At 40.1% G+C, this 17,081-nt stretch carries 13 protein-coding genes; 9 read left to right on the top strand and 4 right to left on the bottom strand.

Translation table 11 applies throughout. From position 1 onward, the window contains the following. Positions 1-5: 5 nt before the first annotated feature. A complete protein-coding gene (gene rpmH, locus I6E70_RS17690) occupies positions 6-140 on the bottom strand; it encodes a 50S ribosomal protein L34 (protein ID WP_004335215.1) in 135 nt (44 codons plus the stop codon). 518 nt (positions 141-658) lie between these two features. Here rpmH and dnaA point away from each other — a divergent pair. The 8 genes from dnaA to I6E70_RS17730 all read left to right on the top strand — a co-directional run bounded on the left by dnaA (position 659) and on the right by I6E70_RS17730 (position 10,961). Continuing rightward, a complete protein-coding gene (gene dnaA, locus I6E70_RS17695) occupies positions 659-2,047 on the top strand; it encodes a chromosomal replication initiator protein DnaA (protein WP_010555148.1) in 1,389 nt (462 codons plus the stop codon). Positions 2,048-2,060: 13 nt separating this feature from the next. Continuing rightward, positions 2,061-3,164 (top strand): DNA polymerase III subunit beta, encoded by a 1,104-nt coding sequence (dnaN, locus tag I6E70_RS17700; RefSeq protein ID WP_010555149.1) that lies wholly within the window; start codon positions 2,061-2,063, stop codon positions 3,162-3,164. A gap of 15 nt (positions 3,165-3,179) precedes the next feature. Then, complete coding sequence (gene recF / locus I6E70_RS17705) at positions 3,180-4,274, top strand: DNA replication/repair protein RecF (RefSeq protein WP_008138030.1); 1,095 nt, start codon at positions 3,180-3,182, stop codon at positions 4,272-4,274. Between the two features lie 12 nt (positions 4,275-4,286). Then, on the top strand, positions 4,287-6,713 hold the full coding sequence (gyrB, locus tag I6E70_RS17710) for a DNA topoisomerase (ATP-hydrolyzing) subunit B (protein WP_008172005.1): 2,427 nt from the start codon (positions 4,287-4,289) through the stop codon (positions 6,711-6,713). Between the two features lie 142 nt (positions 6,714-6,855). After that, the gene (glyQ, locus tag I6E70_RS17715; RefSeq protein WP_007584197.1) at positions 6,856-7,758 is read left to right on the top strand and encodes a glycine--tRNA ligase subunit alpha; all 903 of its coding nucleotides are present in this window, start codon (positions 6,856-6,858) and stop codon (positions 7,756-7,758) included. A 2-nt stretch (positions 7,759-7,760) separates the two neighbouring features. Continuing rightward, positions 7,761-9,830: a glycine--tRNA ligase subunit beta gene (gene glyS / locus I6E70_RS17720; RefSeq protein ID WP_197189305.1), complete on the top strand. Its 2,070-nt coding sequence runs from the start codon at positions 7,761-7,763 to the stop codon at positions 9,828-9,830. 73 nt (positions 9,831-9,903) lie between these two features. Next, positions 9,904-10,353: a hypothetical protein gene (locus tag I6E70_RS17725; RefSeq protein ID WP_101163031.1), complete on the top strand. Its 450-nt coding sequence runs from the start codon at positions 9,904-9,906 to the stop codon at positions 10,351-10,353. A gap of 350 nt (positions 10,354-10,703) precedes the next feature. After that, positions 10,704-10,961, top strand: a complete 258-nt coding sequence (locus tag I6E70_RS17730; RefSeq protein ID WP_197189306.1) for a hypothetical protein — start codon at positions 10,704-10,706, stop codon at positions 10,959-10,961. Position 10,962: 1 nt separating this feature from the next. Here the strand turns inward: I6E70_RS17730 and tusA are convergent, their stop codons facing one another. The 3 genes from tusA to fadB all read right to left on the bottom strand — a co-directional run bounded on the left by tusA (position 10,963) and on the right by fadB (position 14,852). Then, positions 10,963-11,202, bottom strand: a complete 240-nt coding sequence (gene tusA / locus I6E70_RS17735; RefSeq protein WP_166421568.1) for a sulfurtransferase TusA — start codon at positions 11,200-11,202, stop codon at positions 10,963-10,965. A gap of 316 nt (positions 11,203-11,518) precedes the next feature. Further along, positions 11,519-12,688 carry an acetyl-CoA C-acyltransferase FadA gene (gene fadA / locus I6E70_RS17740; protein ID WP_007584192.1) on the bottom strand — a complete coding sequence of 390 codons (1,170 nt, stop codon included), beginning with the start codon at positions 12,686-12,688 and terminating at the stop codon, positions 11,519-11,521. A 4-nt stretch (positions 12,689-12,692) separates the two neighbouring features. Beyond that, on the bottom strand, positions 12,693-14,852 hold the full coding sequence (fadB, locus tag I6E70_RS17745; RefSeq protein ID WP_197189307.1) for a fatty acid oxidation complex subunit alpha FadB: 2,160 nt from the start codon (positions 14,850-14,852) through the stop codon (positions 12,693-12,695). 192 nt (positions 14,853-15,044) lie between these two features. Between fadB and I6E70_RS17750 the strand changes: the two genes are divergently transcribed. After that, positions 15,045-16,931, top strand: a complete 1,887-nt coding sequence (locus tag I6E70_RS17750; RefSeq protein WP_197189308.1) for a transglycosylase SLT domain-containing protein — start codon at positions 15,045-15,047, stop codon at positions 16,929-16,931. Positions 16,932-17,081 lie beyond the last annotated feature (150 nt).

The following is a 17,081-nucleotide window of genomic DNA, read 5'->3' on the forward strand; positions in this document are numbered from 1 at the left end:
ATAAATTAAGCAGAAAGAACTTTGCGGCCTTTAGCGCGGCGACGTGCTAATACTTTACGGCCATTTACAGTTGCCATGCGAGCACGGAAGCCGTGTGCACGTTTGCGTTTTAAAACGCTAGGTTGAAAAGTTCTTTTCATAACAATCTCATCCGATCGGTTAAAGTTAAAACATCCTATACAGGTCGCGATCCTGGCATAGGTGCCATTGCGAGCGCGAGATATTATAGAGTAAGTAATGTAAAGTCAATCATAATTACGTTAAGGGTATATAACCCACCTACTACTATATAAGAGATCATATAAGGCGATCTGTTAGGATCATCATAAATAAGAAGTTTTCCACAGCCCCTGTATAAAAAGTGAATAAAAGCGGGGGAAAAGTAAATTGGATCGTAAATTTGGTTCGCGATCTTGGTGTTATTTTGTTATGATCTCCTCTCAGGATCTAAAATAAAAACTGTTTTAAATCAGCTTGTTAATGATTTTATACATCGATATCAACAATTTTATAAAAATCAATCTTTTACTTGTGGATAAAGTGTCTTCATAATACGCGGTCTTGGGTCGCTTATTGGACCATTTGAACGCAATAAATGTATGATTTATAATCATTAATGATGTGCGGGAATAAAAATTATATCTCTGGGAGTTTAACTGTGTATCTGTCGGTTTGGCAAAGTTGTTTATATGTATTGCAAGATGAGCTGCCTTCGCAGCAATTCAGTATGTGGGTAAGACCGCTACAAGCAGAAAGTACCGAAGATACCTTGACGATTTATGCACCTAATCGCTTTGTGCTTGATTGGGTGAGAGAAAAGTACCTAAATAGAATTAACGAATTACTAGTAGAGATTTGTGGTGTTGAAGCACCAAAACTACGTTTTGATGTAGGTAGTAAACCTTTATTAAATGCACAAGCTGCACCGGTTATAGAAACTCAATCGGCACCAAGTGCACACGCTTCAGCAAAACAACAGCCTCGCGAGCAAAAGCCAGTTGTTGAACCTGCACCTAAGTCAGGTTACAAATCTAACATTAAAGAAAACTATACTTTTGATAGCTTTGTTGAAGGTAAATCAAACCAATTAGCAAAAGCTGCGGCCACACAGGTTGCCGACAATCCTGGCTCTGCTTTTAACCCTGTATTTATATACGGTGGTACTGGTTTAGGTAAAACTCACTTATTACATGCAGTAGGTAATGGCATTATGGCAAATAAGCCAGATGCTAAAATTGTTTACATGCATTCAGAACGCTTTGTTCAAGACATGGTAAAGGCACTTCAAAATAATGCGATAGAAGAATTTAAGCGTTATTACCGTAGTGTTGATGCATTAATGATTGATGATATTCAATTTTTTGCTAACAAAGAGCGTTCACAAGAAGAATTTTTTCATACCTTTAATGCATTGCTTGAAGGCAACCAACAAATTATTTTAACCTCTGACCGTTACCCTAAAGAGATTGAAGGCGTTGAAGACAGGCTAAAATCACGTTTTGGTTGGGGATTAACAATTGCGATTGAGCCACCAGAGCTTGAAACACGCGTTGCTATTTTAATGAAAAAAGCCCAGCAAAGTAAGATTAACTTACCACACGAAGTTGCTTTTTTTATTGCCAAAAAATTACGCTCAAATGTTCGTGAACTAGAGGGTGCACTTAACCGTGTAATCGCTAATGCGAACTTTACCGGTCGTCCTATTTCAATCGATTTTGTAAAAGAAGCGCTACGCGATTTACTTGCCTTGCAAGATAAACTGGTTACCATAGACAATATTCAGCGAACTGTTGCTGAGTACTATCGAATTCGTATATCAGACCTGTTATCTAAGCGCCGCAGTCGCTCTATAGCGAGGCCGCGCCAAGTAGCTATGGCATTATCTAAAGAATTAACTAATCACAGCTTACCTGAGATTGGTGACGCATTTGGTGGACGCGATCATACGACCGTATTACATGCATGTCGTAAGATAAAATCACTACGTGACGAAAGCCACGAAATTAAAGAAGATTACCAAAACTTAATAAGAACATTGTCATCTTAGGGCTGACTTTATTATGCAAATAACAATATCAAGACAACAATTTTTAAAGCCATTGGTGCAAGTGTCGGGCGCAATAGAGCGCAAACACACGTTGCCAATTTTATCTAACGTTTTGTTAGTGGTAGAAAACGGACAACTTTCAATGACGGGTACTGACCTTGAAATTGAATTAGTTTCTGGCGTATTTGTAGGTGATGATATTGCCGATACAAAACTAACGTTACCCGCTAAAAAGTTACTCGATATTTGTAAAAGTCTACCAGATGGTTCAGACATTACTTTAAGCTTGCAAGAGCATCAATTACTTTTAACCAGTGGTAAAAGCCGTTTTTCATTAACGACTTTATCGGCTGATGATTTTCCTAATTTAGAAGAGTGGGACGGAGAGGTTGAATTTCAACTAACTCGTTTAGAGCTTCGTAAGTTACTCGAAAGCACGCATTTTTCGATGGCAAATCAAGACGTACGTTATTACTTAAATGGTATGTCGTTTGAAGTAGATAATACCGACATAAAAACAGTAGCAACAGATGGTCACCGTTTAGCTATAGCGCAAAAGCAATTAACGCAATCGCTTAATACACAACGTCAATTAATTATACCTCGCAAGGGTGTGCAAGAAATTATGCGCCTTATGGTAGCTGACGATGAATTGGTAACAATTCAGTTTGGTGCTAACCATATCCGTATTATTGATATTGAGTTTACATTTACAAGTAAACTGGTTGATGGGCGTTTTCCCGATTACCGTCGTGTATTACCCCGTGGTGGCGACAAAGTAATTACAGCTAACCGAGAATGGTTACGTAATGCGTTCCAACGAGTGTCTATTTTATCTAATGAAAAGTTTCGTGGCGTACGCTTAAACTTGTCAAATGGTTTATTAAAAATTACGGCCAACAACCCAGAGCAAGAACAAGCTGAAGAAGTTGTTGAAGTAAGTTACGAAGGTGCTGACCTAGAAATAGGGTTTAACGTGTCTTACGTATTAGACGTACTAAACACATTAAAAACAGAAGACGTACTATTTACATTAGCCGACTCAAACAGCAGTGCATTAATTGAAGGTGCAGGCGATGAAGAAGCAATGTACGTTGTTATGCCTATGCGTTTATAAGACTATAAATACATAATGAGCTTAAGTCATTTGAGCCTCAAATATTTTCGTAATATTGAGGCGCTGACGCTAGAACCAGTTAACGGCGTTAATATAATATATGGTGAAAATGGCAGCGGAAAAACCAGCCTTTTAGAGGCTATCTATTACCTTTCTCACGGCAAATCTTTTCGTACTCCAAAACACAAAAGTATTATCGCGCATCAGCAAGAGCAGTTTGTAATTCACGGGCGCAAAACAATACACGACTTATCTATTCCAATTGGTATTAGTAAAACCCAAACTGGTGAAACTAATTTAAAAATTCAAGGTAAGGCGAGCCGTAAAATATCCGAACTAGCTCAACTCATGCCAGTGCAAATTATTACACCAGAGAGCTATTCTTTATTTTTTGGTGGGCCTAAAGAGCGCAGGAAATTTTTAGATTTAGGTTTGTTCCACGTGGAACATGAGTTCTTTTTTTTATGGCAATCGTTTAATAAAGTACTTAAACAACGTAATGCATTGTTAAAAACTAAGCCCAAGAATTATTTTGACCAAATTAAGTTTTGGGACAAAGAATTTGTTAGACTGGCTGAAGAAATAAATAAATTAAGATTGGCGTATATAAGTAGGTTTAAGCAGCAGTTTTTTGATAAAATGTGTGCAGAATTAACGCTTGTACGTGATTTAGAAATGACCTTTAACGCAGGCTGGAAAGAGACCGAATCTCTTGCAGATGCGTTAGAGCAAAACTTTGAGCGAGATGCTCGCCAAGGGTTTACAAGTAAAGGCCCTCATAAGGCCGATTTTAGTTTTAGTGTCGCTGGCAACAGCGTGGAGAATACATTCTCACGCGGTCAATTGAAGTTACTATTATATGCGTTAAAAGTTACGCAAAATAGCTTAATTGAGTCAGAGACAGATAAGCAATCTATATTGCTAATAGATGATCTACCTTCAGAGTTAGGCGAAGATACAAAAGAGAAAGTGGGACAATTACTTGCTCACTGCAGTTCTCAAATTTTTATCTCTTCAATTTTGTCTGAAAGTATTTCTGCTGTGGTGGAACCCATGCAACGAGAACTACAAATGTTCCACGTGAAACATGGCAACCTAATAACAAGATAAGTGGGATTAACCATGTCTGAGAATTATGACTCGTCGAGTATTAAAGTACTTAAAGGATTAGACGCAGTAAGAAAGCGTCCTGGAATGTATATTGGGGACACCGATGATGGCACAGGCTTACACCACATGGTGTTTGAGGTCGTTGATAACTCGATCGATGAAGCCTTAGCAGGTCATTGTGATGATATTTATGTAACGATTCACTTAGACGGTTCTGTCTCAGTACGAGATAACGGTCGTGGTATTCCAACTTCTATCCATGAAGAAGAAGGCGTATCAGCAGCCGAAGTTATTATGACGGTACTTCATGCCGGTGGTAAGTTTGATGATAACTCTTATAAAGTATCAGGTGGCTTACACGGTGTTGGTGTTTCTGTTGTAAATGCACTTTCAGAAAAGCTAAAACTTACAGTTCGCCGTGAAGGTAAACTTCATGAGCAGTTTTACACTATGGGTGTTCCAGATGCACCTTTAGCTGTTATTGGTGAATCAGACACGACTGGTACAGAACTGCGTTTTTGGCCAAGTGGTGAAACGTTCACAAACTTAGATTTTCATTACGAAATTTTAGCTAAGCGTTTACGCGAGCTTTCATTCCTAAATTCAGGTGTGAGCATCATTTTAAATGATGAACGTGAAGAAAATAAATCTGACCACTTTAAATACGAAGGCGGTATTCAAGCTTTCGTTGAATACTTAAACCGTAATAAAACACCTATACATAAAGGTGTATTCCATTTTACTCACGAACGTGAAGAAGATGGTATTAGCGTTGAAGTATCAATGCAGTGGAATGATGCATACCAAGAAAACATTTACTGTTTCACAAATAATATTCCACAACGTGATGGTGGTACTCACTTAGCCGGTTTTAGATCAGCGCTAACACGTACACTTAATAACTACATGGAAAAAGAAGGCTTTAACAAAAAAGCTAAAACAACCAGCAATGCTACCGGTGATGATGCCCGTGAAGGCTTAACGGCTGTTGTTAGTGTTAAAGTTCCTGATCCTAAGTTCTCATCGCAAACTAAAGACAAGCTTGTTTCAAGTGAAGTTAAGTCTGCAGTTGAACAAGCAATGGCTGAAAAATTCACTGAGTTTTTATTAGAAAACCCAACTGATGCCAAAATTGTTGTAGGTAAGATTATTGATGCCTCACGTGCTCGTGAAGCGGCGCGTAAAGCCCGTGAAATGACACGTCGTAAAGGTGCAATGGACTTAGCAGGCTTACCTGGTAAGCTAGCTGATTGCCAAGAAAAAGATCCTGCCCAATCTGAACTATATATAGTGGAAGGGGACTCTGCTGGCGGATCAGCCAAGCAGGGACGTAACCGTAAAAACCAAGCTATTCTTCCGCTTAAAGGTAAAATCTTAAACGTAGAAAAAGCACGTTTTGATAAAATGTTATCTTCACAAGAAGTAGCAACACTAATTACTGCATTAGGGTGTGGTATTGGTCGTGACGAATATAACCCTGAGAAATTACGTTACCACCGTATCATCATCATGACCGATGCGGACGTGGATGGTTCTCACATTCGTACGTTACTATTAACATTCTTCTATCGCCAAATGCCTGAAATTGTAGAACGCGGCTATATTTACATTGCTCAACCACCACTTTATAAAGTGAAAAAAGGTAAGCAAGAGCGTTATATTAAAGATGACCCTGCATTAGTTGAATACCTAACATCGCTTGCTCTTAATGGTGCAGCGTTGTATGCAAGTACAGATGCACCAGCTCTTGAAGGTGAGGCACTAGAAGAAATCGTTCACGATTATCAAAACACAGTTAAAGTAATTGAGCGTTTAAAGCGTAAATACCCTAACACGGTAATGGAACGCTTAATTTATCAAACAGAATTGAAAACTGATGACCTTTCAGATGAAGCTAAAGTAATTGCTTGGACTAAAGTGTTGGTTGACGACCTGATTGCACGTGATGAAGATGCGACTATTTTCCATGCTGGTACAGAGCATGATGCTGAGCGTAATATGTATTACCCGGTTGTGAATATTCGTCAGCACGGTGTAGATAAAGCACACGTACTTCATTATGACTTTATTGCGTCACGTGACTACCAACGCATTGCTGTGACTGGTACTAACATCGCAAACATCCTTAGCGAAGGTGCATATATTCAACGTGGTGAGAAAACAAAACCTGTTGATAACTTTGTGGATGCTTTGGAATGGTTGATCACAGAATCGAAGCGCGGGATCTATATTCAACGCTATAAAGGACTGGGCGAAATGAACCCAAGCCAGCTTTGGGAGACTACAATGGATCCTAGTGCTCGCCGTATGTTACAAGTAACGATCGAAGATGCTGTTGGCGCGGATCAATTATTTGCGACCTTAATGGGTGACCAAGTAGAGCCTCGTCGTGAGTTTATTGAAAAGAACGCACTACGTGTAGTTAACTTAGACGTGTAAAAAATATTGCTTATATAGAAAAAGGAGCCTAATGGCTCCTTTTTTATTTTCTTCAATTACACAAACTGCTTAAAACCTGAGTGTACACACGGTATACTAAGGGTAATTTTCACGCTACTTCTTAGATAGTAAAAAGCCAAATATGCAAAAATATGACGTAAAAACCTTTCAAGGTTTGATCCTGGCTTTACAGGATTATTGGGCGCAGCAAGGCTGTGTCATTATTCAACCACTTGATATGGAAGTGGGCGCAGGGACATTTCACCCGCAAACTTTTTTAAAGTCTATTGGTCCAGAGCCAATGGCGAGTGCATACGTGCAACCGTGTCGTCGTCCTACCGATGGTCGCTACGGTGAAAATCCAAATCGCTTACAACACTACTACCAATTTCAGGTAGTTTTAAAGCCATCGCCAGATAACATCCAAGAGCTTTATTTAGGCTCTTTAGCGGCTATGGGTATCGATACACTAACTCACGAAGTTCGCTTTGTAGAAGACAACTGGGAATCACCTACGTTAGGTGCGTGGGGCCTAGGTTGGGAAATTTGGTTAAACGGCATGGAAGTAACGCAGTTTACCTACTTCCAACAAGTTGGCGGTATTGAGTGTTCACCAGTAACGGGTGAGATCACTTACGGCCTAGAGCGTTTAGCAATGTACATTCAAGGCGTAGATAGTATTTACGACTTAGTATGGGCAGACGGTCCACTAGGGCGCGTAACCTACGGCGACGTGTTCCATCAAAATGAAGTAGAGCAGTCTACTTACAATTTTGAACACGCAAACGTAGAAGACTTATTTGCTCAGTTTGATAAATGTGAAGCAGAGAGCCAAAAGTTAATTGAAGCAAACTTACCACTACCGGCTTACGAGCAAGTAATGAAAGCATCGCACGCATTTAACTTACTAGACGCACGCCACGCAATTTCGGTAACCGAACGTCAACGTTATATTTTACGCGTTCGTGCGTTATCAAAAGCGTGTGCACAAAGTTACTATGACAAACGCGAAGCGCTTGGTTTCCCGCTGTGTAAGGATAAGTAAGTATGTCAGCACAAAATTTATTAGTAGAAATTGGCACTGAAGAGTTGCCTCCAAAAGCACTGCGTAAATTAGCAGAAGCCTTTGCTGCAAACTTAACTGCAGAGCTTGAAACACTAGAGTTAGCACATCAAGGCGTAAGCTGGTATGCATCGCCTCGTCGTTTAGGTTTACAAGTAAAAGCGCTTGAAGCTAAGCAACAAGACAAAGAAGTTGAAAAACGCGGTCCAGCAACTAAAGCCGCATTTGACGGTGACGGTAACCCAACAAAAGCAGCAATGGGTTGGGCACGTGGTTGTGGTATTGAAGTAAAAGACGCACAAACACTCGAAACAGACAAAGGCGCATGGTTATTGCACATTGCTAAAGTAGCAGGGCAAGAAACTAAAACGCTAATGACAGGTGCAATTACTAAAGCGTTGGCTAAATTACCAATTCCTAAACCAATGCGTTGGGGCGCGAATAAAACACAATTTATTCGTCCTGTGCATACGGTAACTATTTTGTTTGGTGATGAGTTACTTGAAGGTGAGATCCTTGGTAAGAAAATAACTAACCAGCTTCAGGGTCATCGTTTTCACCACCCAGAAAAAATTAGTATAAACCATGCAGATGACGTTTTTGACGTACTTAAATCTGCTTACGTTATTGCTGATTACGAACAACGTAAAGCGCAAATTCGTACACAAATAGAAGAAGCTGCAAAAGCAGTTAACGCTATTGTTGCTATGGATGAAGATTTACTAGAAGAAGTAACATCACTTGTAGAGTGGCCAGTTACTTTAACGGCAACATTTGAAGAAGCATTTTTAGATGTACCAGCCGAAGCGTTAATCTATACCATGAAAGACGATCAAAAATACTTCCCGTTATTAGATCAAAACGGCAAACTTTTAAATAAATTTTTGTTTGTATCTAACATAGAAAGTAAAGATCCGAGTGTGGTTATTTCTGGTAACGAAAAAGTAGTGCGCCCGCGTTTAGCCGATGCACAGTTCTTCTTTGAAACAGATAAAAAGAAAACTCTAGAAAGCCGATTAGAATCGCTTGATAGCGTATTGTTCCAAAAGCAACTTGGTACGCTTAAAGATAAGTCTCAGCGTATTAGTGAACTTGCGGGTTACATTGCTGAGCAATTAGGTGCTGATAAAGAACTTGCACAGCGTGCAGGCTTATTAAGTAAAACAGACCTAATGACTGAAATGGTAATGGAATTTACCGACGTGCAAGGTGTAATGGGAATGCATTACGCTCGCCACGATGGTGAAGCCGAAGATGTAGCCGTAGCGCAAAACGAGCAGTACATGCCACGCTTTGCAGGCGATAACTTACCTACAAACTTAATTAGCTGTGCAGTAGCAATTGCTGATAAGTTTGATACGCTGGTGGGTATTTTTGGTATAGGCCAAGCACCTAAAGGTGACAAAGACCCATTTGCTCTTCGTCGTGCTGCTATTGGTGCACTTCGTATCATGGTAGAAAAAGAGCTACCACTCGATATTTTAGACCTAGTAGCTAAATCGCAAACATTGTTTGGCGACAAGCTAACTAACTTAAATGTATCAGCTGATGTATTTGAATTTATGCTAGGGCGCTTCCGTGCATGGTATCAAGACGAAGGTATTGAAGTAGATGTAATTCAAGCAGTGCTTGCACGTCGTCCGACTAAACCTGTTGATTTTGATCGCCGTGTTAAAGCCGTAAGCCATTTTCGCACATTAGACGCAGCAGAAGCGCTTGCAGCAGCTAATAAGCGTGTAGGTAACATTCTGGCTAAAAACGACATTACCAGCCAAGGTAGTGTTGATGAGAGCTTATTAAGCGACGACGCTGAAAAAGTATTGGCATCACAAGTAGCAAAATTTGCCACTGACCTTGCACCACTTTATGCAGATGGAAACTACCAAGAAGCATTAAGCCAATTGGCGGGTATTCGTGAAAGTGTTGATAACTTTTTTGACAACGTAATGGTTATGGCCGACGATGAAGCAGTTAAGCAAAATCGTCTTGCGCTTTTAAGCCAGCTAAGCGGATTGTTTTTAGGTATTGCAGATATTTCTGTTTTACAAAAATAACACTGATTAGCAATTTTAAAAGCCAGCGTTTTGCTGGCTTTTTAGTTTTCACTGTATGCAAAGGACACCATTGATGATCTCCATGAAACGAATTTTAACTTTAGCAATTGCTGGTTTACTGACTGCCTGTACAAGCCAAATTTCGATTAACGATGTATTACCACAGCAAGAGCTTGATCGCACAATTTACTTACGTGGTGACTTTACACTGTGGGATGCAGAACCCCAGTATCAGTTTGCACCAGTTGGCCCTGCGCTTTATCAAGCAGAAGTGAAATTTTCGACGCCTGGTAAAGTGTACGAATTTAAAATAGCCGATGTCGATTTTAGTGAAGGTTACAACTGTGGTTACAGCGACGCACAACCAGCAGGGCAAAGCCTAACACTCGGCCAACCAGCTATCGCAGACTGTAATACTATTTATAACTACTTTAGTTTCACACCAGCAATAAAAGGCACATACATAGTAAGTATTGATTACAGTGACTACGACAAGCCACAAGTGACGATAACGAAGAAGTGATAGCTGTATTTTTAAAGCAGCCCGAGTGAATTAATGGATTTGTGACAAGGACGTTTTATGAAAACTAAAGAATGGGACAAAGAAATAAATTTTACGTAGGTCGAGAGTACAAATATATAGAGGGTTTATGAAAAAGGAAATTTGGTTTAATTACTCTGTTGCTGCTGGAGCGAGTTTCGCTTATTTTCTAATGCTACCGAGCTTTAGGTAGCGCTAAATTAGATAGGATATTACTTCTTGTAGCTAGCAATTTATTTGGCATTAGTCTGATATTAAACACAATGTTTACTATGGCGTTAAGGAAAAGTAATCAATTTTCGACATTGGCACATAAAAATTTAAGTACAAGAATGTATAAAGCAATATTTATAGCGCCGTTACTTTTATTCGCTGTAGCAGTAGTTCTTTTTTTCGCTTCTATTTCTGCTAGTTTAGCTTTAATTAGTTCCAGCTCAGCCTTTATCTTCTTAAGCTTATATAAGTATTTAGAAATTAAAAATAAATCAGAAATAGATTTTTTCTATAAAACCAATGATGAAGCGGTACTTAAAGTTCTAATTTTTATTTCAGTAGCTCCGGTTGTTACTGGTTTTATATATATGCTCTAGTTCAAATTCCTTTCTTCACCACATATCTATACGGTGCTTCTTCTGCATCTTTAGCCACCAGCGTGTGATCCATAAACGTACAAAAGCTCGGAATGTCGCGAGTTGTTGATGGGTCATCAGCAGTTATCAATAAAGTTTCACCATCACTCATTTTACGAATAGCAGCACGTACCATCATTACTGGCTCTGGGCAGCGAAGGCCTATGGCATCTAATTGGTGATCGGGATTATCAAAGCTCATAATAAATTGACCTGTTTAATTAAAGTGATTGCTGCGTACGCGAGTGCTTAAGTATAGCAATTAATAAGTTTGGGAGTTTAACGCAATTTTAAGTGTAATTTAACTATTTTACTTATCTTAATATACCCATTTTATTTGAAACTTTATTGCTGCAAAACACGTTATTTAATAATACGCCCGATCACATAATTCCGTAGTACTACATACTGGTGTTATAGCTGATAATTTTCACTTAATTAAAGCTAATAAAAAAGGCGAACTGAATAAAATCAGTCCGCCTTTTTAATCACCAAGATGGTTTACATGCTCAAACTAATTAGTCTTGAACACGTTCAAATACAGTGGCAATGCCTTGGCCTAAACCAATACACATAGTTGCTAAACCGTATCGTACATTTTTGTCTTCCATTAAGTGAATAAGCGATGTGCTAATACGCGAACCCGAACAACCCAGAGGGTGACCAAGTGCGATTGCGCCGCCATTTAAATTCACTTTTTCGTCAACAACATCCATTAACCCTAAATCTTTCATTACAGGTAATGATTGTGCTGCAAAGGCTTCGTTAAGTTCTACTACGCCTAGGTCATCAATTGTAATACCGGCTTGAGCAAGTGCTTTTTTACTTGCTGGTACTGGGCCGTAACCCATAATTGATGGATCGCAACCAGCGACTGCCATTGCTTTAATGCGCGCACGAATTGGTAAGCCAAGTTCTTTTGCTTTTTCTTCGCTCATTACTAACATTGCAGATGCGCCGTCAGAAAGTGCAGAAGACGTACCGGCTGTTACCGTGCCCGATGCAGGATTAAATACAGGGCGAAGCTTTGATAGGCCTTCTACTGTTGTTTCTGGGCGAATTACTTCGTCGTCTTCAACTAATATAAGAGAACCATCTGCTGCGTGACCTTCCATTGCTAAAATTTCGCGACGGAAACGGCCTTCAACAGTTGCAGCTTGTGCACGTTGATGTGAGCGATAAGCAAATTCATCTTGTTGCTCACGGCTAATGCCATGAAGCGTTGCAAGATATTCTGCTGTTAAACCCATTGAGCCCGATGCTTGTGCAATTGTTGTTGCAAGACCTGGGTGAAAGTCGTTGCCGTGAGTCATAGGTACGTGACCCATGTGCTCAACACCACCAATTAGGTAAGTGTCGCCAGCGCCTGTCATTATTGCGCGTGCAGCGTCATGCAATGCTTGCATTGACGATCCACATAAACGGTTAACCGTTACAGCAGGTACGCTGTGTGGGATACCGGCAAGTAATGCTGCGTTACGTGCTACGTTAAAGCCTTGCTCTAATGTTTGCTGTACACAACCCCAATAAATATCGTCAATTGATGCTGGATCAACTGCTGGGTTGCGATCAAGTAAGCCTTTCATTAAATGTGCGCTTAAGTCTTCAGCACGTTTATGTTTGAATACACCACTTTTAGAGCGACCCATTGGTGTGCGGATACAATCTACAATTACTGGATTATTCATGATATTAACCTTCCACCTTATAGAAAACACGACCTTCTTCGGCCCACTTGCGAGTTTGCTCAGATACTTGGTAAATCGCACCTAGGTGAGCGTATTTGTCTGCTGCTGCAACAAAGTTAGCTAAACCAGTTTGATCTAAGTAACGGAACGCGCCGCCTCTAAATGGAGGGAAACCAACACCGTAAACTAATGCCATATCTGCTTCTTGCGGCGAGGCAACAATGCCTTCTTGCAAACACAGTAGCACTTCGTTAATCATTGGAATCATACAACGGTCGATGATTTCTTGTTTATCAAATTCTTTTGGTGCGTCTGTAATTGGGCTTAGTAGCTCAACTGCTGTCTCGTCATGAGACTTTTTAAGACGACCGCGACGATCTGTTTCGTATTTGTAAAAACCGGCTTTGTTCTTTTGACCAAAACGTTTTTCGTTGGCAAAAATAGTCACAGGGTCTTTATCAGCACGCGCCATACGCTCAGGGAAACCGTCAGCCATTACGCCAGTACAATGGAATGCTGTATCAATACCTACAACATCAAGTAAGTAAGCCGGACCCATAGGCCAGCCAAATACGTTTTCCATTACTTTATCTACTTTTGCAAAGTTAGCGCCTTCAACCACTAATTTGCTAAAACCTGCAAAGTAAGGGAATAAAACACGGTTTACAAAAAAGCCTGGGCAATCGTTAACAACAATTGGCGATTTACCTAATTTAAGTGCGTAATCAACTACTGCATTAATTGTTTTATCTGAGGTTTTTGCGCCACGGATAATTTCTACTAATGGCATTTTTGGCACAGGGTTGAAAAAGTGCATACCACAAAAGTTTTCTGGCTTATCTAGCGCTTGTGCTAGTAAATCAATACAAATAGTTGATGTGTTTGAAGTAAGTACCGTACCTTCTGGCATGGTCTTTTCAAGATCAGCGAGTACTGCTTGCTTAACTTTAGGGTTTTCTACAACGGCTTCAACAATAATGTTGGCACTTTGTAGGTCTGACGCGTTAAGTGTTGGCTTAATTTTGCTAAGTGTTGCCAACATTTTTTCCATTGGCATGTGGCCACGCTTAACTTTTGTACCTAATAACTTAGACGCTTCACCCATACCTAAATCAAGCGCATCTTGTTGGATGTCTTTCATTATAATAGGTGTGCCTTTATAAGCAGACTGGTATGCAATACCGCCACCCATAATACCAGCACCTAATACAGCGGCTTGTTTAATTTCTACATCGCTTTGTTTAGCAAATTTACGTGCTTTACCTTTAATGTATTGGTCAGCTAGGAATATACCTGTCTGTGCAGCTGCTTCAGGTGTACGTGCTAATTTAGCAAAGTTAGCGTTTTCGATTGCCATTGCTTCATCGCGAGTACAGTTTGCCGCTGCTTTAATAGTACGTACAGCCATAACCGGTGCAGGATAGTGGCCTTTGGTTTTACCCATTACCATACCTTCTGCCATAGCAAAGCTCATGCCTTGCTCAACACGGTTTAATTTAAGTGGCTGTAGTTTTACGTTACGTTTTGCTTGCCAATCTAGCTTGCCAGCAATCGCCAGTTCAAGTGTTGATACACTTGACTCTAAAAGTTTGTCAGCACTAACTACCGCGTCAAACGCACCTACTTTAAGGGCATCTGCTGCGCGGTTTTCTGCGCCTGAGGTAATCCACATCATCGCGTTATCGGCGCCAATGATACGTGGTAAGCGCACTGTGCCACCAAACCCTGGCATTATGCCAAGCTTAACTTCTGGTAGGCCCATTTTAGCTGTTTCGCTTGCCACACGATAATCGGTAGCAAGTGCCCACTCACAACCACCGCCAAGTGCCATACCGTTTATAGCGCTTAGAGTTGGGAATGGTAAATCTTCGATTGCATCAAAAACGTCGGTTGCGTTTTTGATCCACACTACTAATTCTTCTTCAGGTTTAGTAAATGTAGGTAAAAATTCGAAGATATCGGCACCAATAATAAAGTGGTCTTTATCACTGGTAAAAATCATGCCTTTGATATCAGTATTGGCAGCTAATTCTTTTAATGCTGCTGCGCAATCTGAAAGAGTTTTTTGAGATAATGTGTTTACAGAACCTGCAACACAAAACTTAAACTCGGCGATGTTTTCCTTTAGGAAGCTAACTTCAAAGGAATCGCTTTTATATAACATTATTATTCTCCCTAGTTGACGAACTAAGACTGGTACGATGAGTTTGCATTTCAATCAGTGTGCTTGCTTTAAATTAAAAATGCAACGAAAAATTTAACTCGGTTACAATCGACTGGTTAAAATATAGCTGGTTTGGTGCTAAGGTGGTTGAAAAGTTTTTATTCACTACTTTAATTTTTATTAAAGGACATTATGAAAAAATATTTACTAAGTGTTGCGGCAGCTGCATTCATTTTCCCTCTTCACTCTGCCGAGGCAAGTATCGATAACGATGCCTTTTTAGATGCCGAAAAAAAAGTAAGGTACGGAAGTTACCAAGACTTTAAACAAGCGGTTAGTAACCTAAATCATCCGTTAAAACCGTATGTTGAAAAAACATATTGGCAACGTCACCCGAGTATTAAGCATCAGGCTGAGATAGAAGACTATTTAAATATATATCAGCATACACCGCTTGAGTGGCCGGTGCGCAAAGCGTGGTTGGAGTATTTAAAAGAGAACAACGAAAAAGCGGCGTATATACGCAACTACCGTGAAACTTCTAATACTGGGCTTACCTGTACTTATTTAGATTTTCAGCTCGACTTGGGCGCGCCTGAAAAGGCGATTCTAAATCAGGTGACCGACTTATGGGCCGTTGGTAAATCGCAACCTAATGGCTGTGATAGTTTGTTTTCTACGTGGCGTAAAAAAGGCTACATGAAAGAAGAAACGGTTTGGAAGCGTGTAACACTTGCTGCACAAGGCGGGACGCAAAGCTTATTACCTTACTTAAAAACTTTATTGCCAAGTAAGGATCGTTACTTAGCTGATTTATATCTAAAAGTGCGAAAAGATCCAAGCACGGCAGCTGGATTATATCGATATAAAAATAAGTCGGCTAAAGAAGGCCAAATAGCAATTTATGGTGTTAAGCGTTTGGTTTGGCGCGATAAAGAGCTTGCTTTAAAAGCATGGGAAAAACTAGAAAAAATATTTAAGTATAGTGATGAAGATAAAGCTGACGTGTATTACACCTTTGCGTTGTCACTTGCTTCAAGCGGGCATAAGCAAGCGAGCTTTTGGCTAAATAAAGTGCCGAAAGAGCGATTAGACAGCAAGCTTATTCAATGGCAACTGGGCAATATGCTCAAAACCCAAAATTGGGAAGGGATTGCTGCGTTTTTTACAGGAAAAGAGGATTTAAGCCTTGGCCAGCAATATTGGTTAGCTTATAGCTATGCTAAACGTGGCGAGCAACAAAAAGCAGACGATATTTGGAAAAAAGTAGCGGCTAATCGTGATTATTACGGCTTTTTAGCAGCAGCACGTTTAGGTTTGCCCGTTGATTTAAATAATCAACCTTTAGCAGTCGATAAGGTGCTTGTAGATAAAGTAAGTAATGCACCTGGCTTTAAGCGTGCAAAAGCACTTTATGATATTGAGCGCTTTACGTCGGCGCGCCGTGAGTGGAATTATTTAACGGATACGTCTAGCGATGAAGAAAAGCTAGCAGCATCACAACTATCTACCGATTTAGGTTGGCACGACAGTACTATTTTTACTTTAGCAAAAATTAAAGCGTGGGATAACGTAGAGCAACGTTTTCCGTTTGCGTTTCAAGATGTTTTTGAGCGCTACAGTAAACGTAGCAAGATAGATGTTGCCTGGAGTATTGCTATCGCAAGGCGCGAAAGCTCTTTTGCGCCAGATGCACGCTCGCATGCTAATGCACGTGGTTTAATGCAGTTATTACCTAGTACTGCTGAGTATGTAAATAAAGGCAGTGTGACAAGTAGTCGTTTATATCAACCTAAAACAAATATTAGGTTGGGTACGAGTTACTTACAGTACTTAAAAAAGAAAAACCATGGCAATGAGGTGCTGGCAACAGCTTCTTATAATGCGGGTTATCACCGTATAAAGCGTTGGTTACCTGATGACGCTATTCCGGCTGAGTTATGGGTAGAGCTTATTCCGTATCGCGAAACCCGCGATTACGTAAAAAATGTATTTGCGTACAGGCAGGTTTACCATACAAGAATGGGCCGAGAAGGTAATGTATTAGCGCCGCTACTCGAAATGAAAATGGGCGGTTGAATATATGATACCAATCGACCAATCGACCAATCGACCAATAACTTAACACGATAGGTATTAATAAGGGGGATGTTTACATGTTAAATATCCCCCTTTTTTGAGCGCTTAGTATTTAAGTGGTAGACTCAGAGCAAGTTAAATTTAACAGAT

Source organism: Pseudoalteromonas sp. NGC95, assembly GCF_015864705.1.
GTDB lineage: Bacteria > Pseudomonadota > Gammaproteobacteria > Enterobacterales > Alteromonadaceae > Pseudoalteromonas > Pseudoalteromonas arctica.

What these genes read in the sequence shown, in the direction of transcription:
- rpmH (WP_004335215.1), bottom strand. Translation starts at nt 140, where the DNA reads ATGAAAAGAACTTTTCAACCTAGCGTTTTAAAACGCAAACGTGCACAC.
- dnaN (WP_010555149.1), top strand. Translation starts at nt 2,061, where the DNA reads ATGCAAATAACAATATCAAGACAACAATTTTTAAAGCCATTGGTGCAA.
- recF (WP_008138030.1), top strand. Translation starts at nt 3,180, where the DNA reads ATGAGCTTAAGTCATTTGAGCCTCAAATATTTTCGTAATATTGAGGCG.
- gyrB (WP_008172005.1), top strand. Translation starts at nt 4,287, where the DNA reads ATGTCTGAGAATTATGACTCGTCGAGTATTAAAGTACTTAAAGGATTA.
- glyQ (WP_007584197.1), top strand. Translation starts at nt 6,856, where the DNA reads ATGCAAAAATATGACGTAAAAACCTTTCAAGGTTTGATCCTGGCTTTA.
- glyS (WP_197189305.1), top strand. Translation starts at nt 7,761, where the DNA reads ATGTCAGCACAAAATTTATTAGTAGAAATTGGCACTGAAGAGTTGCCT.
- I6E70_RS17725 (WP_101163031.1), top strand. Translation starts at nt 9,904, where the DNA reads ATGATCTCCATGAAACGAATTTTAACTTTAGCAATTGCTGGTTTACTG.
- I6E70_RS17730 (WP_197189306.1), top strand. Translation starts at nt 10,704, where the DNA reads ATGTATAAAGCAATATTTATAGCGCCGTTACTTTTATTCGCTGTAGCA.
- tusA (WP_166421568.1), bottom strand. Translation starts at nt 11,202, where the DNA reads ATGAGCTTTGATAATCCCGATCACCAATTAGATGCCATAGGCCTTCGC.
- fadA (WP_007584192.1), bottom strand. Translation starts at nt 12,688, where the DNA reads ATGAATAATCCAGTAATTGTAGATTGTATCCGCACACCAATGGGTCGC.
- fadB (WP_197189307.1), bottom strand. Translation starts at nt 14,852, where the DNA reads ATGTTATATAAAAGCGATTCCTTTGAAGTTAGCTTCCTAAAGGAAAAC.
- I6E70_RS17750 (WP_197189308.1), top strand. Translation starts at nt 15,045, where the DNA reads ATGAAAAAATATTTACTAAGTGTTGCGGCAGCTGCATTCATTTTCCCT.